Raw genomic sequence first — 24,704 nt, 5'->3', positions numbered from 1 at the left:
CCCGCTTCGGCGGTGGGGCTAGCGCGCCGGCGGGTCGAGCAGCTCGAGCTCCTCGCGGATGCGCTCGCGCAGGTGGTGGGCGTCGCGTCGGAGCCGATACGGCTTGCCGTTGATGAAGAGCGCGGGCGTGCCCTTGATCCCGAACCGCAGGCCTTCGATCTTGTGCAGGTCGATCGCCTTCCCCGCGTCGAGCATGTCGCCTCGGAAGCGCGTGAGATCCAGGCCCAGCTCCGTGGCGATGCGTTCGACGGTGGCCTGCGAGTGGCCCTCCGCCGCCGCGAAGAGGCGGTCTTGCATGGGCCAGAACTTCCCCTGGCGGTGGGCGGCGAGCGCCGCGCGGGCCGCGATCACGGGTTCGCCCGCGCCCATGGGGTAGACCTTGAAGTAGAGGGCGGCCTCCTTCTCGCCGGCGATCACCTGTTTGAGCACGGGCGAGAGGGCCGCGCAGTGGGCGCACTGGAAATCGGCGTACTCGACGACCACGACTCGGGCCTTCTCCGGGCCGAGGCGAGGCGCTCCGACGGTCGGGATGCGGAAGGTCTTCGGCGGGAGGGCGGAGAGGCGACGCAGCTCGAGCACCTCGTGGACCTCCGCCGGACGGAGACCCTTGCCGACGAGAAACGCGACGTAGTTGGCGAGGCGCCAGGCGACGGCCGCGCGGGGCGTCTTGCGCAGGCACTCGGCGACCGTGCCGACACAGCCGTGGTAGCAGTTCGCGCGCGCCATCACCTCGGCCGCGCTCTTGCGCTGCGAGGCGCTGAGCCTGGCCGCGTCCGGCAGCTTCTGCCACGGGATCGCCTCGGCGTGCGTGATCGCGGGGAGCAGGAGAACGAGGACGAGCGGAAGCATGCGCATGGCTAGGCGGAAGGTTCGCGCAGGCGCCGCCGTCTGACAAGCGCCAGCGACAGGTAGCCGCGGTCGTAGCGCAGGGCGAAGAGCCCCATGGCGAACCAGACCACGTCCCAGAGGAGCGTGCCGCGGCTCATGGCCTGCGCTTCCGTCCCCGCGGAGAAGCAGCCGCAACCCACGTCGAGTCGTCGCGCGAGCGCCCAGCCGAGAGCGCCGATGAAGAGCGCGAGCAGCCCTTCGACGACGAGCAGGTTCGCGCGCACCGAGAGGCCGAGCACCAGAGCCGCCCCCGAGAGCGCCTCGATCCAGGGCAGCCCGATGGCGGCGAGGTTCACCAGCTCGTCGGGCAGGATGCGGTAGTTGGCGATGGAGCGGGCGAAGTCTGCGGGGTGGACGAGCTTGTGCACGCTCGCGGCGATGAAGACCACGCCGAGCGCGACGCGGAAGACCCAGGCCACCCAGGGGGCGACGCGGTCGAAGCTTCGCGGTGCGGGAGGAGACGCAGGGGAGGTCACGGCGCCCGTCCACCTGCGTCGGCGCCGCGCGGTGCGGCTCCGGCAGCCTGCGCGAAGCTCTCCAGCCCGCCGGCGAGGACGCGCACCGCGACGTGGCCAGCTCGTCGCATCTGCTCGGCCTGCAGCGCGGCGAGTCGGTCGCCCGGGGTGTCGCAGTAGACGAGCCAGACGCGGTCGCGCGGCAGGGACCCGAGCCCCTCGGCGGTGAGCGGGGTGACGAAGCTGTAGGGCAGGGAGCGGGCGCCGGGCAGGTGGCCGGCGGCGAAGTCCTCGGCGGGGCGGGCGTCGACGAGCAGTGCGCGCCCCGCCGCGAGGAGCGAGCGGGCCTCTGCGGCCGCGATCGGCGAGGCGTCGCTCTTCAGCTTGTCGGGGCAATCCAGCTCGTAGGGGAACGGAGCCACCACCGCCAGGCCATCGCCGCGCAGCGCGTTCACGGTCAGGCCCACGCCCGTGGAGCCCACCGTCCAGCCGAGGGCCACGAGGACGGTCACGAGCGGTCGCGAGGAGGAAGGGGCAGCCATGCCGTCACGGGGTTCGGAGCGCGGTGTGGCACTCCACGCGCTGGCTCGGCAGGCCCCCGGCCGCGGGGAGCTCGAAGGCGGCCGCGGGCAGCGTGACGTTGACCTCCTGCTGCTTGAAGGTGAGCTCGAGCGAGGTGCCCAGGGTGGGCTGGCTCACCTCGAGCAGCGACGGCAGGCGCACCCCACCCACCGTCTGGTGTTCCTTGGCCACGATGCGGAGGATGACCTCCCCCTTCGCTCCACGGACCTCGGAGCGGAGGGCCTCCCACCGCGGTCGCCCTCCCTCGACTCCGGCCTCGAGCTCGATGAGCTGCGTGTGCTGCGCCCCGTGGAGCGTGAGCACCTCGACCCCGGCGCGGTCGTCCCAGGCGAGCTGCCGCCGCTGATGCGCTATGACCGGTGTGGCGCCGGCGAGAACCCGCACCACGTCGTTCGGCTCGAGCGCTACGCGGAGGAGGCGGGCCAGGTTGCAGGCCGCGGCCGGCCCGTGGAAGTGGCGGTTCTGCTGCGCGTCGAGCAGCGCGAACTCCTTGCCGTCGGCCACCAGCGTGGCGAGCGGCGTGTCGAAGGGCGAGACCACGTCGAAGCGGAGCTTGCCGCCGGCCTCGGCGAGCATTCGCACGGTGGCCTTCACCTTTCCCTGCGCGGTTTCGTGCGTCATGCGCGCCTCGGCGCGAAGGGTCCTCACGCTGCGTCCGCGCGCTTCGATCGCCGCGAGCACCGCCTCGGGCTTCGGCGGGGGATAGGGGCGGACCACGGTCAGGCAATGAGCGCCGAGCAGCGGTCCAAGGCCGACCAGCGCGAGCGCGACGCGTGCGGTGCCCTTCATCGCCGGGGTCATCCTTTCCTCGTGCGGGGGGGAGCGGTCCCGCAGCCTACCGCGCCCCGAGGCGTCCGCGGAGCAGCTCCTTGAGCCGTTCCTCGATGCGGGCGGTCAGTCGACCATCCTTGCTCAGACTGGCCGCGCGCCGAAAGAGTTCGATGGCCTGAGGCAAGCGCTTGAGGGCCGCGTGCACCTCACCAAGGTGCGTGAGGAGCTCGGGTTCCTCGGGAGAGACGCGCACGGCGAAGGTGAGAACGCGCTCGGCCTCGGCCAGCCGCCCCCGACGGTAGTGCAGCCAGCCGAGGCTGTCCATGATGTAGCCCTCGGTTGGCTCCAGACGCAGCGCCCGGCGAATCGCGCGCTCGGCACCGTCGAGATCCTGGCGGCGGTCGGCCAGCGTGAAGCCGATGAAGTTGAGCGCGGCCGCGTCGTTCGGGCTTTCGCGCAGGACGGCTCGGATCAGCGCGACCGCCTCGACCCACTGGCCGGCCTGCTCGAGCGCCGCGGCCAGGGCGAAGGTGAGGGCCCGCGGCGCGCGCCCCTTGGCGAGGGCTCGGCGTGCGAGCTCGATCGCCTCCGCGTGTTTTCCTTGTCGGGAGAGGTTGCGGCTCAGGGCGGCGATGAGGCCCGGGTGGTTAGGGTGACGTGCCAGCCCCTCGCGCAGGATCGCCTCGCCCTGCCCCGGTACCCGCGCCTCGTCGTGCTGGCGTGCCAAGCGCGACGCGGCGAGCGGCCCTTGCGGTCCCGTCAGCAGCGAGCGCGCGAGCTTCAGCGCCTCGGTCGTTCGGCCGAGTCCCGCGAGGGCTCCCACGCGCAGGGCGGCCAGCATGGGCGGCTCGTCCCGAGGCCCGCGCTCCTCGAGTAGCGCGAGCGCGCGGGCGTAGTGGCGGCCCTGCAGCATCAGCTCGACGAGCTGCGCGCGCTCTCCGTCGTCGTCTCCCGCCTCCTGCTCGAGGATCTGCAGGAGGTCGGTCGCGGAGCGCCTGTCGCCGGCGTGCTGGAAGACCTCGAGGAGTCGCCCTGCCACCGCCGGGTGCGCACCGCTCCGGTCCAGCGCTTCGCGCAAGAGCCGCACGGCGTCGGTCCGGCGCCCCTCCGCGAGGCGCACGTGCGCGAGGCTCATCAAGGTATCGGCGTCGCTCTCGTGCTGGAGGAGCTGTTCGTAGGCTGCTCCCGCACACGGGTAGTCGAGCTGGCCGAGGCACAGCCGCGCGAGGTAGCGCTGCGCCGCGCGGTGGTGTGGCGATCTCTGCACGAGCGCCTGCAGCACCTGTCGCGCGCGCTCGACCGCCCCGCGGCGTTCGAGGAGCTGCGCGTAGCGCAAGTAGGCGGCGGGCTCGGCCGGGTTCGCCGTCACGCAGCGCGCGTAACTCCCTTCGGCGAGGGCGAGCTCCCCTGCGCGTCGGTGGAGGTCGCCCTGCAGGAGGAGCGCGTCGGGGAAGTCGGAGGCAAGTCGCAGCGCTTCGCCGAGGCGGTGCAGCGCTTCGGACCGGCGGCCGAGCTTCGCCAGCGCGAGGGCGAGCTGCGTGTGCAGGTAGGCCGAGTCCGGGTCGAAGGCCAGGGCCACCTTCAGATAGGGGAGCGCGGTGGCGGCGTCTCCCCGGTGGAGCGCGAGCTGGGCCCGGAGGTAAGACTCGTAGGCGGTCGGGCTGACGAAGGAGGTCTCCTCGACGCGCCCGTCGATGACCCGCAGCGTGACCGGAGCGGGGTGCGGGGCGCAGCTGGCGACCACCAGAGCCGCCAGAGCCGCGAGGGCCACGAGCAGTGCCTGCCGAGGAGGGAGACGGTGCACCCGTACATGGTGGGGCAGGTTGGACCCCCTCGCAAGGGGCGCGGCGGCAAGGGAGCTCCGCTGGTGGCTCTGGCGCAGGTGGCTCTGGCGCGGGCTGCGGGCTACCATCGCCGGATGGCGCTGCTGGCCGTGCGAGACCTGAAGGTGGAGCTCGCCACCGAGGAGGGAGTGTTCCGTCCGGTGGATGGGGTCTCGCTCGCGGTGGAGCGCGGCCAGGCCGTCGGACTCGTGGGCGAGTCGGGGTGCGGCAAGAGCGTGACGGCCCTCGCGCTGGTGGGTTTGCAGCCGGGGCGCATCGTGGGCGGCGCGGTGGAGTTCGACGGGTGCGACCTGACGCGGGCGAGCGCGACGGAGCTTCGGCGCGTGCGGGGCGGACGCGTGGGCCTGGTCTTTCAGGAGCCGCTGGCCGCGCTGAACCCGGTGCTGCGGGTCGGGACCCAGGTGGGAGAGGTGTTGCGCACGCACCTCGGGGCGCCTCGCGGCGTCGCGCGCGCACGGGCCGCGGAGCTCCTGCGCGAGATGGGCCTTCCGTCCCCGGAGGCGCAGCTCGCGGCGTATCCGCATCAGCTCTCCGGTGGAATGCGTCAGCGGGTCATGCTCGCCGTGGCGCTCGCGGGAGGGCCGTCGCTCCTCGTCGCCGACGAGCCCACCACGGCCCTCGATCCGACCGTGCAGGCGCAGGTGCTCGCCCTGCTCGAGGAGCTGCGGCTGCGGCGGGGTCTGGCTCTCCTGTTCATCAGCCACGACCTGGCCGTGGTGGGACAGGTCTGCAGCCGCGTGCTGGTGCTGTACGCGGGGCAAGTCGTCGAGGAGGGGCCCACCTCCACGCTGCTCGGCGCGCCCCGTCATCCGTACACCGCGGCGCTCCTGGCGGCGCTCCCCGATCCCGCGGCTCCGAGAAGGCGCCTGGCCGAGCTCCCCGGGGTCGTGCCCGACCTCCGTCACCTATCGGCCGGCTGCCGCTTCGCCCCCCGGTGTTCCCGGGCGGCGGATCGCTGCAGCGCCGAAGCCCCGCTGCTCGAAGAGCCGAACCCCGGCTACCGCGTGCGCTGCTTCTACCCGCTCGACGAGGCCCGGGAGGGACCTCCGTGAGCGCGCTGCTCGAGGCGGTCGGACTCTCGCACGCCTACCGGGCGGGTCGTCGCACGGTGCCGGTCCTCCACGCGATCGACCTCGCCATCGCGGAGGGGCGCAGCCTCGGCCTCGTGGGCGAGTCCGGGTGCGGCAAGAGCACGCTCGCCAGGTGCCTCCTGCGCCTGGTCGACCCGACCGGGGGGCGCGTGGTCTACCGCGGCCGCGACCTGCTGCGCCTCTCGGCGCGCGAGCTCCGTCCCCTGCGGCGCGAGCTGCAGCTCGTCTTTCAGGATCCGGGAGCCTCGTTCGATCCACGCCTGACGCTCGCCGAGTCCCTGCGCGAGCCGCTGCGCGTGCACCGCCTGGAGGAGGAGCGTTCGCGGCGCCGGGCCCAGCTCGAGCGCCTCATCGAGCCGGTGGGTTTGCGAGCAGAGCTTCTAGAACGCTTCCCCCACGAGCTCTCCGTCGGACAGCTCCAGCGCGCGGCCGTCGCCCGCGCCCTGGCCCTCTCGCCGCGGCTCCTCGTGGCCGACGAGCCGACGAGCGCGCTCGACGTCTCGCTCTCGGCCCAGCTCCTGAACTTGCTCGCGGACCTGCGCCGCGACCGAGGCCTGACCTACCTCTTCATCACGCACCAGCTGCCCCTCGTCGAGGCCATCTGTGAGGAGGTGGCGGTGCTCTATTTCGGCCGCATCGTCGAGCGCCTGTCCACCTCCGAGCTCGGGCGACGGGCCCTGCATCCGTACACGCAGGCGCTGCTGCAGGCGTCACCGCGCCTGCCGGGCCGGACCTCCGCGGGCGGGGAACTCCCCAGTCCGCGCGTTCGCCTGGAGGGGGAACCTGCGAGCCCGCTCGCGCCTCCCCCCGGGTGTTCGTTTCATCCCCGCTGCCCGCTCTACCGGGCGCGCGGCGCCGTCCGATGCACGGCGGAGTCGCCGACGCTGCGCACGATCGGCGCGGAGCACGAGGTGGCCTGTCACGAGGTCTGATCGACACTCGCTTGTTCGCGCGGTCGCGGTAGAATGGGGGGCCCATGTCGCTGAAAATCTTGCTAGTGGACGACGACGCCGACGACCGTCGCGCGCTGGCGACCTTCTTCACGCACGACGCCGCGTTTGCGGTCTATCGCGTGCGCGTGCTGGAAGCGGCCGATGGTGACGAGGCGCTGCGTGTCCTGGATCGCGAGCAGCCCGACCTCGTCGTGACGGACCTCGCCATGCCGGGGGTGGACGGGTTCGCCCTCTGCCAGGCGATCCGCCAGCGCCCCGAGGGGGCAGCCCTGCCCCTGCTCGTCACCACCGGAGTGCATCGGGACGAGGGGATGGCGGTCAAGCTCCGCGAGAGCTTCGGGGTCGAGGTCCTCACCAAGCCGGTGCCGCTGCGCTACCTCGCGGGGAAGGTGCTAGCGCTTTTGCGGCGACGTCAGCGGGACACCCCCGACATCGGCCGCCGCTGGCTGAAAGGAACCAGCCCTGTATCCGTCCTGGCGACGCCCGCGGTCGCGGCCGGCGAGCCCGAGGTCGCGGTGCAGCTCACCCCGAGTCCGCCGCTCGCGACTCCGGCGCGGGCGACCGATGGAGGAGGGACGTCTGCGGCGCCGATCGAGGTCTCGTTTCGCGCCAAGGCGGACGGGACGCTCGAGGCCACCTCGGTGGCCTGGCTGCTCGTGCAGGCGGCCGACCGACGGGCGACGGGGACGCTCCGGCTAGCGCGCGGCAAGGTGCGGAAGGTGGTCTTCATCCTCCAGGGGCGGCCGATCTACGTCGACTCGAACCTGCGGAACGAGACGCTCGGCGCACACCTCATGCAGCAGGGCGTGCTCACCGAGGCCGACCTCGCGCGAGCCATGAAGCAGGCGCGCACCTCGGGCAAGAAGCTCGGCGAGGTGCTGACGGCGCTGGGACTGGCGACCGCGGAGGTGGTCGCGGCGGGCCTGCAGGCGCAGACCGGCATCAAGCTCGTGAGCGCGCTCCGGTGGCCCGACGGGACCTTCTCCTTCGAGCCGGGGGACGACTTCTCGTCGCGCGTGCCGAGCTGTCCGGTGGAGGTCGTCCCGCTCGTGCTCACGGCCCTCCGGCGGCTCTTGCGCCCCGAGGAGCTCGGACGCCTTTCGCTCGAGCAGGCGCTTGCGCTCACCCCCGCGGGCGAGCGGCTGCGGCCGCTCATCGAGCAGCACTACGGGGCCACGGTCCTCGGCTGGTGCGGCACGTCCCGCGCGCTGCGCGAGCTCGCGGCCGGCGCGGAGGACCTGCCCCCGCTGCTCGTGCGCGTCGAGGCTCTGCGCCTGGCGGGGCTCGTGGTCTTTCGGCCTCCGGTGCCGATCGCGGCCCCGGTCGCCGCCCCGACCGAGCGCGCCACCGGTGCGGCCGACTCGTCCGGCTCGAAGCTCGAGTTCGTCGAGGAGGATCTGGGCGGCGTGAGCCGGCTCCTGGACCTGAAGCAGCTCGACCCGACGCGCTCCGCACCCTCGGTACCTGCGGTGGACCTCGAGCTCTTCGAGCCGTCGGCCGAGGAGCCGCAGCCCCCGGAGGTGCACGCGCGGACGGATGACTCGGGGGTCCTCCACCTGGCGAACGTGGACGACCTCGAGCTCGAGCAGCCCGAGGCCGAGGCCACGGCCCTGCTCGGCGCGAGCGCGGCCACCGGACCCCTCGAACCCACGCCGTCGGAGGAGTTCCCGGAGGTGCCCGCCGCGCAGCCCACGGTGCTGCAGAAGCCGCGCCGGGCCGGCGGACGCGCCGCGGCTCCGGCCGAGGAGGCGCGCCGCGCGTCGGGACCCGTGGCCCCGCTCGGCGAGCTGAAGGAGCTCTTCGCCGGTCTGTCGCCCGAGAGCTATCACGAATGGCTCGGGCTTGGCCCGGGGGCCACCGCGCAAGAGGTCCAGGCGGCTCTGCGACGGCTGGGCCTCGACGGCGAGGCGGTGGACCTCGCGGGGCTGACCCTCGGGGAGCTCACGCCGGAGCTCGCGCCGACCGACCCCGCCGCGCGCGTGATTCCAGATCGGCTCCAGGGGCGCAGCCACGACGAGTTCCTCTCGCGGGCGCGGCCGCAGCTCACGCCGAAGGCGGACACCTTCGGCGCGGAGCTCTTTTTCCAGCACGGTCAGAGCCGGCTGCGCACGCACGATCTCGTCGGGGCGGTGGAGGCCTTTCGCCAGGCGGTGGAGCACAACGCCGAACAAGCGGACTACCACGCCTATCTCGGCTGGGCCCTCTTCCTGCAGCGGGGAAAGGGGGAGGCGGGGGCCATCGCAGCCCGACCCCACCTGCAACACGCGCTGCACATCGCCCCCGATTCGCCGCAGGTGCTGGAGCTCGCCGGCCTCCTCGAGCGCGAGGTGCGCAACGACGACGCGGCGGCGCCCCTCCTGCTCGAGGCCCTGCGGCATTATCCGACCCGGGCCGAGCTCTTCGCGGCCGCCAAGGACGTGCTCGCGCGCCTCGGGGATTTCGCCGCGCTCGAACGGCTCTACCGGCGCCTGATCTTCCAGCTCCGCGACACGGAGCCGCTACGTACCGTTCCGCTCTGGATCGATCTGGCCTACCTCTATCGAGACAAGCTGGCGCAACCGGAGAACGCGCGACTGGCCCTCGAGGTGGCAGCGAAGCTGAACCCCGAGGACGTCCGCGTGCACGCGGCGCGCGCTTCGATGGACGAGGCCGCGCGCGTGGATCTGCGCGAGGCGGCCGAAGGGCTGCGGCAGCGCTTCCTCGCACACCCCGAGGTGCCCGACCCCCTGCACGAGCTCTACCGTCTGCACCTGGCGGCGGGGCACACTGATCGGCTGCTCGCCGTGGCCGGGATCCTGGTCGAGCGCGGCCACGCGACCCCGGAGGAGTACGAGGTCTATCAGGCGCGCAAGCCGGTGCGGCTGCGTCGGGCGCGTGCGCCCCTCTCGGCGAACCTACTCGACCGCCTCCGCGACCCGTCGGACAGCCGTTCGATCGAGCAGATCGTGGCCCTGCTCTCGCCGATGCTGTGCGAGCGCTTTCCGCTCAGCGCCACCGAGCTCGGCTGCCGCTCCGACGACCTGCTCGATCCGCAACGGCTCCCCGAACCGTTCGGCGCGACGGTGCGGTACGTGGCGAAGGCGCTCGAGTTGCCCTTGCCGCGGCTCTACCTCTCGGCGTACTTGCCCCTCATGGTCCCCGTCCCCGACGCGCAGCCGCAGGTGCTGGTCAGTCCGGAGGTCCTCTCGTCGTCGAGCGAAGAGGCGATCGCCTTCGCGGCGGCGCGCGCCTTCAGTAGCCTGGACTTGGGGCGGCGCCACGCCTTCACGCGACGCGGCACGGACCTGAAGGCCGCGTTCCTCGGGGCGCTGACCTACTGCCGACCGGAGCTGCAGGTTCCGGACGCCGACGGCACGATCGGGCGACTCAGGGAGGTGATGGATTCGGGCCTCGTCGACCTCGCGTCGCTGCGCAGCCGGATCGACGACCTGACGGCCCGCAAAGAGCCCATCAACCTGTCCGAGTGGATGCGCGGCGTGCGCCGCACCGGCGCGCGCGTCGGTCTGCTCGTCTGCACCGACGTGCCCGCAGCCGTGGCAGGCGCTGGGGACACCGGTACCCAGCGCGACCTCGAGGTCTTCGCCCTCGGGGAAACCTACCACCAGCTCCAGCAGACGCTCGGCCTGTCGCTCGAGACCTCGTGAGGGCCAGGCCGGCCCGAGGCCTAGTGCTGCGGGTCGATGTAGAAGAGCGTGATGACCAGGCAGTGGAAGGCCTCGTCCGAGGACTGGGTCACCACCGTGTCCACGATCTGGAAGCTCGAATGCTCTCGCACCCAGTCGGTGATGCGGTCTCCGAGCCGGTCCCGCTCCTGCGCCATCGTCGCAGAGAAGACCTTCACGCCGTTGAATCGGTTCTTAGTGAGGATTGCGTCGGTACTCATGGATCACCTGCCAAATCTCATCGTCGGTGAGAAGCCGGTTGGACTTCTTGGCTTCGTCGAAGATGCGTCTCACCAGCTCGTCCGCCGCCTCTACACCCCGCTTGCCAAGCCAGTAGACTACGTTGGATTCGCCACTCATGTGGCCGATGGCAATTTCTTGTTGCTTGCCGAACGCGCTGGCCGGCACTCCAGAATAGATGTGGTCCGCCAAATAACTATCGCCCCGGCGCTCGGCCTTGATCACGGCCGCGGCGTGAACTCCGGTGGCCGTGCGGAAGGCGTCGTCGCCCACGAGCGGGTAATTGAAAGGGATGGGAACTCGGGTGGCGGCGGAGAGCGTCTTGCAGAGGAGCACGAGCTTGCTCACGTCCCCCTGGTGCCAGCCGAGGAGCTTCAGGTTCAGCAGGAGCTGATCGATGGCCGTGTTTCCGACGCGCTCGCCCACGCCGAGGATCGTGCCGTGCACCCGGTCTGCGCCGAACTGCGCCGCCCAGAGGGCGTTCTCGAGGGCGAGCCCGCGGTCATTGTGCCCGTGCCAGTCGATCCCCACGTGAGGGCCGTGCTCGGCGGTCAGGCGCAGCGTCCACTCGATGAGCGCCCGCACGCCGTCGGGGGTGGCGTGACCCACGGTGTCGCACAGGCAGAGGCGGTACGCGCCGTTATCGATGGCGCAGCGGAAGAGGGTCTCGAGGACCTCGGGGTGAGAGCGCGTCGTGTCCTCCGTCACGTACGTGCACGGCAGGTTGTGGCGCCGGCACAGCTCGACGGCCTCGGCGGTGCGCTTGAGCATCAGCTCGAGGTCCCACTGCTCGGCGTAGCGCCGGATGGAGCTGGACCCGATGAAGGTCATGACCTCGATCTCGAGCCCGACCTCCTGCGAGATGTCGATGATCGGCTGGATGTCCACCGCCGTGGTGCGCGCGGCGCAGGCGCCCCGGATCCCCAGCTTCGCGTCGGCCATCTCGCGGGCCAGCGCGCGCACGTCCTCTCGCGCACGCGGGCCGGCACCGGGCAACCCGATGTCGACGTGGTGGATTCCGACCTGGTCCATCAGGTGCACGAGACGCAACTTCTCGCCGATTGGCGGGTCTACGACCGAGGGGGACTGCAATCCGTCCCGCAGGGTTTCGTCGAAGAGTCTAATCGGCTGGAGGGGCCTGGAACTTGAGGTCGCAGTGTTCCAATCGTAGATGATGTCGCCTTCGGCGAGCTCGTTCAGCGGAATCTCAAGGATGTTTCTGCGGCCCATGGGCCCCTCGACGTGCCGCCTGGGTAAGACGCCCGCCGTGTATGCCCCCAATTCGCCGGGGGATCAAGCAAAACATGCCCCACGGAGCTCACGGCGGCGCGCAGAGGTTGCAGCCCGCGCGGGAGGTGGGGATGCACAGGCCACCCTGCCCGCAGCCCGCGCCCGGCGTCGGGCAGGTGGCGGTGCACTGCAAAGGCTTGCCCGAGACCGTGGCGCAGATCGTCCCGCTGCGGCACGAGGTGTTCGCGTCGCAGGTGGCACCGAGCGCGACCCCGGGGACGCAGGCGTAGGTCCCGGCCGGGCGGTCGGTGACGGCGATGCAGGCCTGGTTCGACGGGCATCCCGAGAGCTCGTCGCAGCCTCCGGAGGGAGTGCAGGGGGCGTGGCAGGTCTTCCAGACGCAGAGCAAGGGGGCCTTGCACGGGCACGGTCCGCCCAGCCCGGGCGTCGTCGGTGCGTCCGCTCGGCCCGCGTCCCGGACGCCGCGGTCCCTCGGCCGGGCCTCCCCCGCCCCGGCATCCCGGTCGGCGAGCCTCTGGTCCTTTCGCTCCGCCCCCCGATCGGGCCAGCTCCCCTGATCGCTCCAGGTCGGAGGGGGGCCCTGGGGTCTAGCGTCCCCGCTTTCCACCGTGCCGGTCTGGCACCCCTGGCTTGCGGTCAGGGCGACCAATCCGGCGGAAAGCGCGAGGCGTTGCACCCATTTCGTCCGGCTGTGGCACGCTGTGGTCACGCTCTCGTCGACTGGCCTCCTACGGAACGTGGATTGCAAAACGGATGACAATGCCTTCACCCACCCCTTCTCGCCTCGCGTCGGCGCTCCTCCGAACTCCGGGGCTCTGGATCGCTCTCGTCAGCTGCACCGCCGGTTGCCCAGGCAGCTCGAGCCCCATTCCTCCGGCCGACGCGGCGCCGCTCCGTGACCGCGCCGTCCCGCCGGCGGACCTGGCCGTGCACTACGACCAGCCCGCCGTCCGAGCCGACGCGGCGCCCGTCAAGCCCGACAGCACGGTGCTCACGACGATCCCCGGCGGGCCATGCCCCTGCAAGGCCCCGCTGCTCTGCGTGAAGGGCGCCTGTCGGTCGCCTTGCACGCGCGCCGACTGCAATCCGAAGGTCAGCCCGTGCAAGGATAGCGAGACCTGCATCAACACCGTCATAAGCCAGGCCGTGTGCATGCCGGGCGAAGGCGAGGGCAAGGCCTGCGACGAGGACCGCCCGTGCGCCGGGACCCTCGTGTGCATCGCGTCGCCGCCCACGGCGAAGACCGGCCTCTGTCGGCCCACCTGCACCTCGAGTTGTCCGGGGGGCGGTACGTGCAACCCGGTCCCCGGCGTGCCCTGCAGCTACTGCGCGAAGTGAGCCGCGCGGTCAGGTAGGGCCCGTGCGCCCGCGCCGGGGGTCCCTATGCCCGCGCCGACGGCTGCCGGAAGAGGGAGGTGGCGCGCGAGATCGCACCGTCGAGGGGGGTGGAGGAGGCCGGCCGCGACGCGCCGCGGGGGCGGGCGGAGCGGCTGAGCTGTTCCGAGCGCGTGGGCGGAGTCGCCGTCGCAGCGTATCCGACGAGGCGGTCGTAGGCCGCGCGTCGGCGGGTCCCCACGGGCAGCAGCCGCTCGCGCGTGTCCATCACCCGCGCGGCGATCCGCACGAGGAAGCTCCCGCGCAGCCGTGAGAGCTCGTCCTGGAGCTCCGCGGCGTGGAGCTCGAGGACCGCCCGCATGTGCTGCGCGGCCCGGCGCAGCGTCTCGGCCTCTTCCTCGAGCTGGTGCACGCGCGCGCCGCGGGCGCTCAGGATCTGCTCGCGCTCGCCGAGGTCGGTCAGGAGCGAGGAGACGCGGGCCTCGAGCGAGCTCTGCACCGCGGCCACCTCGGCTCCCGCGCGGGCGAGTCGTTGCTCGAGGCCGCGGATCTCCTCGGCCTGCTCGGAGCTCCGGCGGAAGAGCTCGTCGGTGCGCGTGCGCTCCTGCGCCAGGTCGCCGCGGGCTTCGCGAAGCTCCGCTTCGAGGGCCTCGCCGCGGGCGCGTGCCGCCGTCAGCTCCTCTCGGGTCAGCTCGAGCGCTTCGCCGCGGCTGCGGGCGACCGACAGCTCGTCGCGGGCGGCCTCGAGCGCGAGGGCCGTGGTGTTTGCGTCGGTGCGCGCTGCCGACAGCTCGTTGCGGGCGACCTCGAGCGCGAAGGCCGTGGCTTCCCCGTGGTTGCGCGCCGCCGCGAGCTCGTCGCGGGTGGTTTCGAGCGCGAGGGTCGTGGCTTCCCCCTGGGTGCGCACCGCCGCGAGCTCGTGGTGGGCCCCCTCGAGCGTCGCCGCGAGCGCCTCCGCTCGCGCCCGTTCGAGGCCCACCCCGTTGCGCGTGGCCTCCAGATCGTCCTCCAGTAGCGCCGCGCGGGCCTGCTCGGCCCGGACCTGCCCCTGCGCGCCGTGGAGGGCGCATGCGCTCGCCTCGAGCTCGAGGGCCTGCGCGGCCAGCGCGCTCTCGACCTCGGCCAGCGTGCCCTCGGCCTCGGCCAGCGCCCGGCGTGCCGCTTCTCCCTGCTCGCGCTCCCCGGCGAGGCGGGCCTTGAGCTCCTCGATCGACGCTTCGCGCTGCGACAGCTCGGCCTGGCAGCTCTCCAGACGCGCGGCGAACGCGGCCAGCTCTCCGGTCGTCTCGTCGAGGTGCCCCTGCGTCCGCTCGAGGTGCGCCGTCACCGCGGCGACCTGCTCGTCGCGCTCGGCCAGCCACCCGCGGGTGACCTCGAGGCGGGTGCGCAGCCCGTCCAGCTCCCCCTCGCGCTCGGCTCGCTCGGCCTCGGCCTCGCGCAGCCGGTCCTCCAGCTCGCCGAGCCGCGCCGCCAAGGTGAGCGAGGTCTGCTCCGCCGCAGTTCGCTCCTGCTCCAGCCGACGCTCGAGGGCCGCGAGGCTGGCCGTGGAGCGGTGTTGCTCGGACGCGAGAGCGCTCTCTTTCGCTGCGAGGGTCGCCAGGGCCGCGTCGAGCGCGGCTCGCGCCTCCTCCGTGGCCGTCACCTCCTCGCGACGTCGCAGCAGCTCGGCGTCGAGCGCGTCCCGGGCTGCGTCGCTCTGCCGCAGCCGCTCGGCAAGCTCCTCCAGCCGGCGCTCGGCTTCGGCCACGGCGATGCCCTGGGAGGCCTCGCGTTCCTCGAGCTCGGCGACCCGACGGAGGTGCGCCGCCGTGTCGGTCTGCGCGAGGGCTCGCAGCCGGCCGAGCTCGGCCTCGAGCTCGGCGACCGCGGCCTGCTGGGTGCGGAGCGCCGCTTCCTTCGCCGCGATCTCCCCGTCCCGTTCGCCGAGGAGGTGCGCCAGTTCCCTCCGCGCCTCCTCGCCGTGTTCGACGCTGCGTTCGAGCTCGCGCTCGAGCGCCTCGAGCCCCGCCGCCCGTCGCCGAAGCTCCTCCTCGCGCTCCACGAGCTGGAGCTGGAGCTTCGCCGCCTGCGCCGTGGAGGCCCCCGCGTGCTGCTCGGCGTGCCGGCGGAGCTCCTCGAGCTCGCCGTGCAGTTCGTCGAGCTGTCCCCGCAGCCGCACGCTCTCCTCTTCCGTCTCGCGCATCGAGAGCGCGAGGGCGGCGAGGCGCGCCTCGGCCTGCATCCGCGTTTCGTGGGCCTGACGCAGCGGCGCCTCGAGCGTCTGCTGCTCCGCGCGGCTCAGCAGGGTCCGGCGGCCGTTCGGAGCGCGCGAGGGACGAGCCGGGCGCGGCGTCTCGACGCTCGCATCGATCCGGTTGCGCACCGCGCGGGCCACGTAGAAGCCGACCGACGCCTCGGGGTCACGTTCGAGCAGCAGCTGGACCGCGGGAGGAATGCTCTCGGTGTCCCACGTATCTCCGTCGCCGACGGGCTTCTCGTAGAGCGGACTGTAGAGCCGCTCCACGGCGTCGAGCGCGAGCCCGCCCTCGGCCAGGCCGCGGCGGATCTCGTCCAGGCTTCCGAGCGAGAGCGCGGCCCCCTCCTGCACCGCGTCGGCCTCACCCGCGAGGAGCGCCAGACGTCGGCTCGCGTGCGCCGCGTTCAGGAAGACGGCGACGATCGCGCCCTGCTCCGAGAGATAGGGCAGCAGTCGGCGCACGAGGGTCGCAGCGGCGGGCGTTTGCTGCAGGAGCTGGCCAAGCAGAAGCACGTCGAACTTGCGCCCGTGGAGGTACGGCCCGAGGTTCAGCTGCGCGAGGTCACCGTGAATCACCGTCGCGCAGTGTTTGCGCAGCGCGGTCGCCGCCTGCCGCTCCTTCGCCACGACGACGAGGTGGCACTGCTGTTCCTTCAGGGCTCGAAGCACCGACTCCTCGACGAGCCCGGCTACGAGGACCTTCTTGCCGGCGCCCACCAGCCGCAGGGCCATGGCCCGGGGATCGTTCGCGCTCTGCAGGTCCAGATCTGATCGTTGAGGGTCTGCGTTGGCGATCTGCACGGGTCGGCTCCCTCCTCTGGGGGTGGAAAGCCTGGATACCATGCGAGAGATCGCCTCCCAAATTTCCGGGGGATGTAGGATAGTTACCCACCACCGGGAGGCCCGTTCCCCCTCTCGGGACGGGGACGGATGACCCCAGCGGGCCGGGCACTTCGGGCACAGTCGTCCCCCCGTCCGGACGAGGATCCGACGATCGTGGAAAGGCCCCGCGTCCCGCGTAGATGTCACTGGTTCAAGGCGCTTAGACGGGCCATCCCTGGGGCTGCCGACCCCATGTGCCAACGCTGGTCATCTGGCCTGGGAAATGCTTAGCCTCAGGCTCAAGAGGAGGAACCCGCATGCGTCCAGTCCGCTTCGTTCGCGCCATCGGGATCGTGGGTCTTGTCGCTGGCGGCTGCGCTGACACGGCCGACCCGGGCTACGGCCAGGGACGCTTCGGCAGCAGCGGGCTGGCGATCGAGAGCTCCGGCGGCGACGACGGCGTGCTGCGAAGCGGCGGCGCGCTGCAGATCGCGACCGGGAAGGACACCCTCTATCGCGCGAACGCCATGCACCAGGTCCTCGTCGTGAACAAGGACACCGGTAAGGAGGTGGCGCGGGCCGACCTGCTCACCGACACGATGGGTCGGCTGGGGCTCGCTTCGGTGGCCCACGACCTCACCGAGTTCGACGGCGTCAAGGAGCGGGACACCCTGCAGGTCAAGATCCACGACCTCGAGGCGGGCAAGCTCGTCGGTTCCGGCGAGGTCCCCGTGCTGCCGACGCTGCACATGATCCAGGGCTACGGCTTCCAGATCGACGAGGTCCAGCCTCCGCACGTCTACAGCGCCAAGCCGGACGGCCGCCCGATCAACGCCTACGTCGTGGGGGCGCTCCCCGACAACGGCGAGACCGCGGCTCCCGTCTACGCCGCCGGGCGCGGGTTTCCGACGGGCGTCACCTCCGTGGACCTTTACCTCGTGAAGGACCAGGACGTCTGGAAGAACAAGCCCATTCCGCAGCGCGGCCAGGAGGGCTGGCTCGCCGGCCCCATCGTGGCCAAGGTGGAGAACGGCATCATCAAGCCCACCGACCTCGGCTGGCAGCCTACCGGCAAGAACGTCGGCCCCTACGACATCATCGTGGACGTGGACCGCAACGGGAAGTTCGACCACTCGTTCGGTCACAAGGACGGCGTGGACGGCGAGTCCGAGGTGGGCCTGACCATCCAGTACAGCGGCGCGTGGTTCCGCGCGAAGTCGGACAGCCTGACCGCACGCGGTGCGGCGGACGCGGCGAAGGTGGCGGCCAAGGCGGCTGCCGATGCGGCGGACCAGGCCGAGGCGGCGGCGAAGAACAGCCCCGAGGCGCAGGCCAAGGCCAAGGCGGCGCGCGAGGCGGCCACCCAGGCCCAGGCCCAGGCGCAAGCGGCCGAGACGGCGGCCCTCGCCGCGCAGAAGGCCTTCGATCAGACGCTCGCCGACGCGCCGACCTGTCGCGCCGAGGCGGACAAGTCCGAGACGGCCTCGAAGCAGGCGGCCACGCTGGCCAAGTCCGCGGCCACCGACGCCACGCTCGCTGCCGCGGCCCAGAAGGCCTACGACGAGGCCGTGCAGGCGCGCATGACCTCTTCGCACCTCATCGTGAACCTCGCGTACGGTTCCCCCGGGCGCGGGATCATCGAGGGCTGGGACAACACGTACACCGTGTCGAACCCGATCTTCACCTACGTGAACCCGCCCGTCGGCATGGCGGAAGGGAAGCACGCCAACGTGACCAAGATCGTCGTGGCGCACCAGGATTGGTCCAAATTCTGGAACAACCCGCAGATAGTCAAGCCGGGCGGTCCGGGGAGCGTGGGCCGCATCTACTACAAGGACAAGGTCGTGCAGTACCAGGGCGCCACCGTGCAGAATAGCTGCACCAACTCGCCGCCCGTCGCGATCATCAATCCTTCGACGCTGCCGCTCGACCAAGTGGGGCTGCTGAAGTTCGACGTGGTCTACGACTACGGCAACGACGGCTACTACGACGTGGGTGTGGACTTCCTCGACGTCGTCGCGCACCGCACCGACGGCATGCTGGTCACCGGCGTGGAGCTGGCGAAGATGCCCGACGACAAGATCTTCGGCTTCCAGGTCCGCAAGTAGTCGCCCTCCGCGCCCCTCCGCCTCCCTCCCGTACCTTCGCTCCCCCAATTGGTCGCCCGCTCTACCCGTCGAACCGTTTCGAGACGGCCCATCACGGGGCGGGCGGAGTCGCCTTCCCGCCGTCACCGGACCGCGCGGCGGGCCCGCTGCCCCCCTTCGGCGGGGTAGCCACCTTTTTCGAATCGAGCATCAGCAGAACGTACATGGCGAGCACGAAGACGATGAGCGCGAAGGAGAGCCACTCGAAGGGGATGCGGCTGAGCGTGCGGTCGTCGCCGAAGAAGCGCCCGCGCGAGCGGCGGTGGATGCGCTGCTCCACCTGATGGGCGAAGTCCGTCGGCGGCGGCAGGGTGTGCAGCCCCGACAGGCCTCGCAGCGTCGTGCGGAAGGCCTCGAGCTCCGCGCGACAGGTGTCGCAGCCGGCGAGGTGCTCCTCGACCGCCTGCTTCTCCTCGGGCGGGAGCTCTCCCTCGAGGTACTCGCTGAACAGCTCGTTTGCGCGCTGATGGTCCATGGGCCGCTCACATGTACTTCTCCAGCCGCTCCTTGAGGGCCATGCGCGCGCGGTGCAGGCGCGACTTCACGGTCCCCTCGGGCAGCTGGGTGATGGCTGCGATCTCCTGGTAGCTCAGCCCCTGCACGTCGCGGAGCACGATGAGCAGGCGGTGTTCTTCCTCCAGATTCTCGAGCTCGCGTTGCAGCGCCGCCTCGAGCGCGCGCCCCTCGACGAGGTGATCGGGGCGGCTCAGGTGCGCCTGCAAGGGGATCGTGGGGCCGCCCTGGTCTTGCGCCGCCGCCTCGCGCTCGCTGGCCTCGTCGAGGGGTTGCAGGGCGTTGTGTCGCCGCCGCGCGAGGTACTTGTAGCGGTTCTTGCAGGTGTTGACGGCGATACGGTAGAGCCAGGTGCTCAGCTTGCTGTCGCCTCTGAAGCTGTCGATGGACTTGAAGACGGTGAGAAAGACGTCTTGCGCCAGGTCCTCTGCCTCTTGCCGGTTGCCGAGCATGCGGAAGACCAGGTTGAAGACCTGGGCCTCGTAGGTCCGCACCATCTCGCGGAAGGCGCGCTCATCCCGCTGCTGCAGCCGGTGGACGAGCCAGCGCTCCCGGAGATTCATGCCGCTACGTTAGCAGGCACTGCGCTACTGCATGAAGAGCTGGAGTGAGAAGGCGAGCAGGGTTTCGGCTCCGCCCTTCACCATCTGTCGCACGCCCACCTCGGCACCCACGCGCTGGGAGAGCAGGCCGAGGCCCCCCGTCACGTAGGTCGTGCCGCGGACCATGTCGTGCGCCGCACCGGCCCGCAAGGCGTAGCGCTGCGAGAAGAAGGCCTCGAGGCCGCCGTGGAAGCTGGGCTTCACCCCGTCGGGGTGGCTGTTGAAGTTCAACACCGTGTCGAAGCTCAGCGTCATGAGCTGCGCGAAGGTGTACGAGGCCCCCATGCCGAGCAGCCGGGGGTAGTTGTAGCTGTCCACGGGGACCAGGTTGTAGCCCACGACGCCCACCTGCAGCCCCTGGACGAGCTTGATGATGGCGCCCGCGTCGAAGCTGACGGTGCTGATTCCCGCCGGAGCGAGCTCCGCGGGGGCGGTGCTCGGCAGGGTGGACTGGTGGTTGAGGTACTTCGCCGTCAGGCCGATCGTAGCGAGGCTCCCGAGCGGGTAGGCCAGCCCCAGGGCGACCTCGTGCGTGTTCGTGACCTCGTCGAGCGTGAGCAGCTTGCCGCCGGCGAGGGCCACTGTCTGCACGGGGTTGGCGCGGGCGAAGGAGTACGAGAGCCCCGCGGCGAGGCGGGCCGTGACCGAGTCGACCACCGCCGCGTTGATCAGGTTCGCCGCGTCGGAGGCGCGGTACTGGTAGAAGGCGGTGATGTTGTACATGCGAGCGAGGCTCATCCCCGCCGGGTTCATGATCAGCGCCGAGGTGCCGGCCGCGGCCGCGCGGAGGGACCCGCCCATGGCGATGACCCGAGGCCCCTGCAGGTCTCGGGCAGCCGCCGCTCGCGGCGCGAGAGCCACGAGAAAGAGCGCCAGGCCGACGCGGAGGACTGGAATCATGTTATAATTCCTCGCTTTTCTTGGATTCTATCATCGTGACCGGTCCTGTCCAGAAAAGGAAGTCCCTTCAGCTCGGCGGGGAGTGCGACGCGACGGCGGAGGCGGGAGGGCGGACGGCGGCTACGCGACGCGACGGGCGCTCTGCGCGTAGAGCGCGCTCACGCGATCCCACACCGCCGCGACCCAGGCCTCGGCGCTGTCGTAGTCGTGCGGGTCGAGCGGCGCGCCGATCGTCACCGCCACGTCGCGTCCGCGATTCACGCGGTCCATGGACTTCGGGCAGATGTCCGTCGTGCCGTCGAGGCCGATGGGGATGATCTTGATGCCGTGCTCGTAGGCGGCCTTGATCGCGCCCGGGTGGGGCTGTCCGCTGATCGTGCCGTCCGCCGAGCGCGTCCCCTCGGGGAAGACGATGACCCCGGTGGACTCGCGGCACATGCGAATCGTGGCCTCGAGCGCGCGGCGCCGGCTGTCCTTGTCCTTGCGCTCCACGAAGATGGAGCCGCCCGAGTAGGCGGCGAGACCGATCACGGGAAAGCGCTTCACCATCTGCTTGGCCAGAAACGCCGTCGTGTTCAGCGCGTCCATGAGCACGATGATGTCCACGTAGCTCTGGTGGTTGCAGATGTACATGTGGCCGCGGTCGTCCTCGGGCAGGAGCTCCTGTCCCACGACGGTGACGTCCACCTGCAGCAGGTGCTTGAGGCAGAAGCGCGCCCAGCCGGGCATGTCGTTGAGCCGGCTCATGAGCCGTTCGCGCCGGTAGCGCTTGGTGAGCGGCAGCAGGATGGGCAGGCTCCAGGTGTGGACGTAGCCCCAGACGGTGCACAAGCCGAAGGTGCCGAGGACGTCGGCGCGGCCGAGCCAGAGTGGCAGCCCGCGCTTCTTATCGGCGCGAGCGGCGGCGGGAACGGTGGCGGAGGCAGAGGCGGCGTTGCGTTCGTAGATCGTCTCGACCGAGGGAGACGGGGCGACGGGGTCCGTCGCGGCAGGCGTGGGTTCGACCAATGCCGGCTCCCAGGTCACGGGCTCCGACCGCTGCTCCGGGCGACGCAGATCCTGCATGGGCACTCCTTTCGCCGAGGGGTATTCTCCCCAGGTTCTGCCGAGTTAACCCCAGGTTCCGGACCCCCACAAGAGAAATGGATTTGGAATAGACAACGCTGCGCAATCGTTGCTAAAGGTAGTCGCTCGACGTACGTTGCTCTGCTACCATAGGTGATAGCGCATGCGGAAACTGGTCTACCGCTTCCTGTCCAAGGAGCAGCGTCGCTTCATCAAGTTCTGCTTGGTGGGGGCGAGCGGTGTGCCGGTGAACCTGGTCTTCACCTGGCTCGGCTATCGCATGGCCTTCACCGGCCTCGACGAGGGGTGGCGCAAGGCCGCGGCCTTCGCGCTGGGCATCGTCCTCTCCATCTTCACCAACTTCCTGCTCAACGACGTGTGGACCTGGCGGGACCGTCCGAAGGGCGAGCGGCAGGTCCTCGGCCGCCTCGGGCGCTTCTACCTCGTCTGCTCGGCGGCCTCGGCGGTGCAGTTCGGCACCGCGATGGCGCTCACCCTCGGGTTGCGCTTCCATTACCTCGTGGCCCAGCTCTTCGGGATCGCGCTCGCCACGGCCGTGAACTACGTGGCGAACAACCTGTGGACCTTCAAGGCCAAGCCCGAGTTGCTGGCCGACGAGAGCCGACCCGTGGCTCCGGGACCGCGCGCGACGGCTCCCACGCCGGCGCCGGCCTCGGCGGGCAAGCCCCAGCCGTAGCCTCGGCCCGAGAGGGCTCCCCTTCCGATCGCCGCCTCTCGGCTCTGGCCCTTGGGCCCGCCCCGGCGTTGCGCTATCATCCGCGACCTATCCAGCTTAAAGGGGCGTAGCCATGAAACGCGTTGCGGCGGCATTGGTGTTTTTAGGGTGCGTCGGGGCCGGAGCGAAGTTCCTTCCGGGGTGTACCAACTCCGAGACGGTGCCCGGCGGAGATGGGGGCGTGGGACGAAAGGAAGGGGAGGGCTGCGCGGCCACGGCGGAGTGCGCTCCCACGCTCGTCTGCTCCGGCGAGAGCAAGTGCGCCCGGCCGGGACAACCCGGCACGCAGGGCAAGGACGACGGCTGCGCCTCGAACCTGGATTGCCAGGCGCAGTACGTGTGCGCCTCGTTCGGCAAGTGCGCCGACCCGGGGAACGCGAGCGAGGGGCAGGAGTGCAAGGGGAACGAGAGCTGCGGCAAGGGGCTGCTCTGCTCGGGCACCCTGAAGTGCGCCAAGCCCGGCGCGCCCGGGACGAAGCTCAAGGGAGAGGCCTGCGGCGGGCAGATGGACTGCTCGCTCGGCCTCGTCTGTTACCAGGACAAGTGCGCGCCGATGTCCTTCTGGGCGGGGGTGAGCTGCAACCAGGACACAGGGCCTCTGCGCTCGTACTTCGAGATCCCGCGCAAGGGGCAGGGGCTGGCCGAGTTCTACCAGCTCCCGTTCCCGAACAACATCCGCCTGAAGAACGGACGGGTGGACGTGACGCAGCACCCGAATCCGTCGAAAGCGCTGCCGCCTGAGCTAGGGGAGATCGTCGCCGAGTACCTGAAGGCGATCAGCGAGGACGTGACGGGTTTCGGGCTCAGCACCGCGGTCTTCATGCGTTTCAGCAAGACCGTGGACCTTGGCTCGCTCACCGTGAGCGGCGAGAAGCCGACGATCCAGTTCTACAACATCGACAAGGCCTCCTCGGGCTACGGCAACGGAGTGGGGCTCTTCATGTTCGCGAGCACCTCGCGTGGCAAGTACATCTGCGACAACTGGTTCGCCGTGCGCCCCACGATCGGCGTGCCGCTCGCGCCGAAGACCACCTATGCGCTGGTCCTTCGCAAGGGGGTCAAGGACAGCAAGGGTGAGGAGGTCGGGGCGGACAAGGACTTCAAGGTGGTGTCGGGCGAGACGGAGCCCACGGACGCCGACGAGAAGGCGGCGTGGCAGGCCTACGCCCCGCTGCGGGCCTTCCTCAAGGACAAGGCGATCGACCCCGCGTCGGTGATCAACGCGGCGGTCTTCACCACCATGGACCCGCAGGCCAGGATGGCGCGCTTCCGCGACGTGGTGCAGGCGCAGGCGGCGCCGAAGGTGGAAGGGCTGACGCTCTGCGACGGCACGAACAAGTCTCCCTGCGACGACGGCAAGGATCCGACGCACGCGTGTCCGAAGGCGGCCGACCCGGCGTTCCACGAGCTGCAGGGGACGTACATGACGCCCGTGTTCCAGAAGGGCAAGCCGCCGTACAAGGCCATCGCCGACGGTGGGGCGATCGTCTACGACGGAGAGGGGCGGCCGACCGTGGACCGCGAAGAGAAGGTCTGTTTCAGCCTCACGGTCCCGAAGGGGCCGACGCCCGAGGGGGGCTGGCCCGTCGTCGTCTTCGGACACGGCACGGGGGGACACTATCGGAGCTTCATCGAGGGGGGCACGGCGGCGGCGCTCGCGGACGTGAAGGACGGCGCAGGAGCCGACCTCTCGAAGATGGCGGTGATCAGCATCGACGGCGGCATGCACGGTCCGCGGCGCGCGAGCACCGACAAGCCGGACGAGCTCTTCTTCAACCTGCGGAATCCGCGCGCGGCGCGCGACAACGTCTACCAGGCGGCGGCGGACAAGTTCCAGCTCATGCGCGTGCTCGGGGCGCTGTCGGTGGACAAGGCGAGCTCGCCGACCGGCGAGGTCGTGAAGCTGCGTACGGACAAGGCCTACTACTTCGGTCACTCGCAGGGGACCGTCGAGGGGCTGCCCTTCCTGGCCTTCGAGCCAGGGGTGCAGGGGACACTGCTCTCGGGGGCGGGCGGGTATCTGCTCGGGTCGCTGATGTACAAGACCAAGCCGGTAAACATCGCGGCGGGGGTGCAGCTCGCCATGGCCGACGGGAAGGTCGGCACCTCGCACCCGCTGCTGAACCTGCTGCAGCTCTTCTTCGAAGAGGTCGACTCGCTCAACTATGGGCGCTCGATCATCTCGGACCCGAACAAGGGCGTGGGGGGCAAGCACGTGTTCCTGAGCTACGGCGTCTCCGACAGCTACACGCCTCCCGTGACGATCGAGGCGTTGACGCGCGTGATGGGGCTCTCGCAGGTGAACCAGCCTGCCGAACGCTGCGGCGATGGGATCTGCGGCGGGAGCGAGAGCTGCAAGACCTGCGAGAAGGACTGCAAGCCGGATAGCTGCGGACCCAATCCTCCGCAGTTCAAGTTGATCGAGGCCCCCGTGAAGGAGAACTTCACGGTGGGGGGCAAGAAGCTGACGGGGGCCATGGTGCCCTACGCTTCCGACGGGACCTACGACGACCACTTCGTCATCTTCCAGAACCCGAACGGCAAGAAGCAGTCGATGAGCTTCTTCGGGACGGCGGTGAAGGATGGCGCGCCGACGATCGTGAAGCCCTAA

At 70.9% G+C, this 24,704-nt stretch carries 20 protein-coding genes; 7 read left to right on the top strand and 13 right to left on the bottom strand.

The window, feature by feature from the left end:
• Positions 1-18: 18 nt before the first annotated feature.
• From IT371_10530 to IT371_10510, 5 genes are read right to left on the bottom strand one after another with little or no spacing between them, the layout of a single operon-like run.
• Complete coding sequence (locus IT371_10530; GenBank protein ID MCC6748085.1) at positions 19-855, bottom strand: thioredoxin domain-containing protein; 837 nt, start codon at positions 853-855, stop codon at positions 19-21.
• 2 nt (positions 856-857) lie between these two features.
• Positions 858-1,364 (bottom strand): DoxX family membrane protein, encoded by a 507-nt coding sequence (locus IT371_10525; protein ID MCC6748084.1) that lies wholly within the window; start codon positions 1,362-1,364, stop codon positions 858-860.
• Positions 1,361-1,885, bottom strand: a complete 525-nt coding sequence (locus IT371_10520; protein MCC6748083.1) for a rhodanese-like domain-containing protein — start codon at positions 1,883-1,885, stop codon at positions 1,361-1,363. Before IT371_10520 ends, IT371_10525 begins: the two co-directional genes overlap by 4 nt.
• A gap of 4 nt (positions 1,886-1,889) precedes the next feature.
• Positions 1,890-2,714, bottom strand: a complete 825-nt coding sequence (locus IT371_10515) for a DUF4292 domain-containing protein (protein MCC6748082.1) — start codon at positions 2,712-2,714, stop codon at positions 1,890-1,892.
• 46 nt (positions 2,715-2,760) lie between these two features.
• On the bottom strand, positions 2,761-4,500 hold the full coding sequence (locus IT371_10510; GenBank protein MCC6748081.1) for a tetratricopeptide repeat protein: 1,740 nt from the start codon (positions 4,498-4,500) through the stop codon (positions 2,761-2,763).
• 114 nt (positions 4,501-4,614) lie between these two features.
• Here IT371_10510 and IT371_10505 point away from each other — a divergent pair, with 114 nt between their 5' ends.
• From IT371_10505 to IT371_10495, 3 genes are read left to right on the top strand one after another with little or no spacing between them, the layout of a single operon-like run.
• Entirely contained in the window at positions 4,615-5,592 is a 978-nt protein-coding gene (locus IT371_10505) for an ABC transporter ATP-binding protein (GenBank protein ID MCC6748080.1), read from the top strand.
• Positions 5,589-6,563, top strand: coding sequence for an ABC transporter ATP-binding protein (locus IT371_10500; GenBank protein ID MCC6748079.1), 975 nt, complete (start codon positions 5,589-5,591; stop codon positions 6,561-6,563). Before IT371_10505 ends, IT371_10500 begins: the two co-directional genes overlap by 4 nt.
• A gap of 44 nt (positions 6,564-6,607) precedes the next feature.
• Positions 6,608-10,228 (top strand): response regulator, encoded by a 3,621-nt coding sequence (locus IT371_10495; protein MCC6748078.1) that lies wholly within the window; start codon positions 6,608-6,610, stop codon positions 10,226-10,228.
• 20 nt (positions 10,229-10,248) lie between these two features.
• Here the strand turns inward: IT371_10495 and IT371_10490 are convergent, their stop codons facing one another.
• The 3 genes from IT371_10490 to IT371_10480 all read right to left on the bottom strand — a co-directional run bounded on the left by IT371_10490 (position 10,249) and on the right by IT371_10480 (position 12,125).
• Positions 10,249-10,467, bottom strand: a complete 219-nt coding sequence (locus IT371_10490) for a hypothetical protein (protein MCC6748077.1) — start codon at positions 10,465-10,467, stop codon at positions 10,249-10,251.
• Complete coding sequence (locus IT371_10485; protein ID MCC6748076.1) at positions 10,442-11,716, bottom strand: 2-isopropylmalate synthase; 1,275 nt, start codon at positions 11,714-11,716, stop codon at positions 10,442-10,444. The genes IT371_10490 and IT371_10485 overlap by 26 nt, the downstream gene beginning before the upstream one ends.
• Before the next feature lie 88 nt (positions 11,717-11,804).
• A complete protein-coding gene (locus IT371_10480; protein ID MCC6748075.1) occupies positions 11,805-12,125 on the bottom strand; it encodes a hypothetical protein in 321 nt (106 codons plus the stop codon).
• 371 nt (positions 12,126-12,496) lie between these two features.
• Between IT371_10480 and IT371_10475 the strand changes: the two genes are divergently transcribed.
• Positions 12,497-13,075 (top strand): hypothetical protein, encoded by a 579-nt coding sequence (locus IT371_10475; protein MCC6748074.1) that lies wholly within the window; start codon positions 12,497-12,499, stop codon positions 13,073-13,075.
• 43 nt (positions 13,076-13,118) lie between these two features.
• On the opposite strand, the gene IT371_10470 is transcribed toward IT371_10475, so the two are convergent.
• Positions 13,119-16,109 carry a hypothetical protein gene (locus IT371_10470; GenBank protein MCC6748073.1) on the bottom strand — a complete coding sequence of 997 codons (2,991 nt, stop codon included), beginning with the start codon at positions 16,107-16,109 and terminating at the stop codon, positions 13,119-13,121.
• 338 nt (positions 16,110-16,447) lie between these two features.
• Here IT371_10470 and IT371_10465 point away from each other — a divergent pair, with 338 nt between their 5' ends.
• Entirely contained in the window at positions 16,448-18,238 is a 1,791-nt protein-coding gene (locus IT371_10465) for a hypothetical protein (protein MCC6748072.1), read from the top strand.
• A gap of 91 nt (positions 18,239-18,329) precedes the next feature.
• On the opposite strand, the gene IT371_10460 is transcribed toward IT371_10465, so the two are convergent.
• The 4 genes from IT371_10460 to IT371_10445 all read right to left on the bottom strand — a co-directional run bounded on the left by IT371_10460 (position 18,330) and on the right by IT371_10445 (position 21,357).
• Entirely contained in the window at positions 18,330-18,752 is a 423-nt protein-coding gene (locus IT371_10460) for a zf-HC2 domain-containing protein (protein MCC6748071.1), read from the bottom strand.
• Positions 18,753-18,759: 7 nt separating this feature from the next.
• Positions 18,760-19,353 (bottom strand): sigma-70 family RNA polymerase sigma factor, encoded by a 594-nt coding sequence (locus IT371_10455; protein ID MCC6748070.1) that lies wholly within the window; start codon positions 19,351-19,353, stop codon positions 18,760-18,762.
• Positions 19,354-19,377: 24 nt separating this feature from the next.
• A complete protein-coding gene (locus tag IT371_10450) occupies positions 19,378-20,292 on the bottom strand; it encodes a hypothetical protein (protein ID MCC6748069.1) in 915 nt (304 codons plus the stop codon).
• 120 nt (positions 20,293-20,412) lie between these two features.
• Complete coding sequence (locus IT371_10445; protein ID MCC6748068.1) at positions 20,413-21,357, bottom strand: 1-acyl-sn-glycerol-3-phosphate acyltransferase; 945 nt, start codon at positions 21,355-21,357, stop codon at positions 20,413-20,415.
• 163 nt (positions 21,358-21,520) lie between these two features.
• Here IT371_10445 and IT371_10440 point away from each other — a divergent pair, with 163 nt between their 5' ends.
• The gene (locus tag IT371_10440; GenBank protein ID MCC6748067.1) at positions 21,521-22,054 is read left to right on the top strand and encodes a GtrA family protein; all 534 of its coding nucleotides are present in this window, start codon (positions 21,521-21,523) and stop codon (positions 22,052-22,054) included.
• Positions 22,055-22,274: 220 nt separating this feature from the next.
• On the top strand, positions 22,275-24,704 hold the full coding sequence (locus tag IT371_10435) for a hypothetical protein (GenBank protein MCC6748066.1): 2,430 nt from the start codon (positions 22,275-22,277) through the stop codon (positions 24,702-24,704).

It is taken from the genome of Deltaproteobacteria bacterium (genome assembly GCA_020848905.1).
Taxonomy (GTDB): domain Bacteria; phylum Myxococcota_A; class Polyangia.
This window is presented reverse-complemented; position numbering and strand designations above follow the sequence as displayed.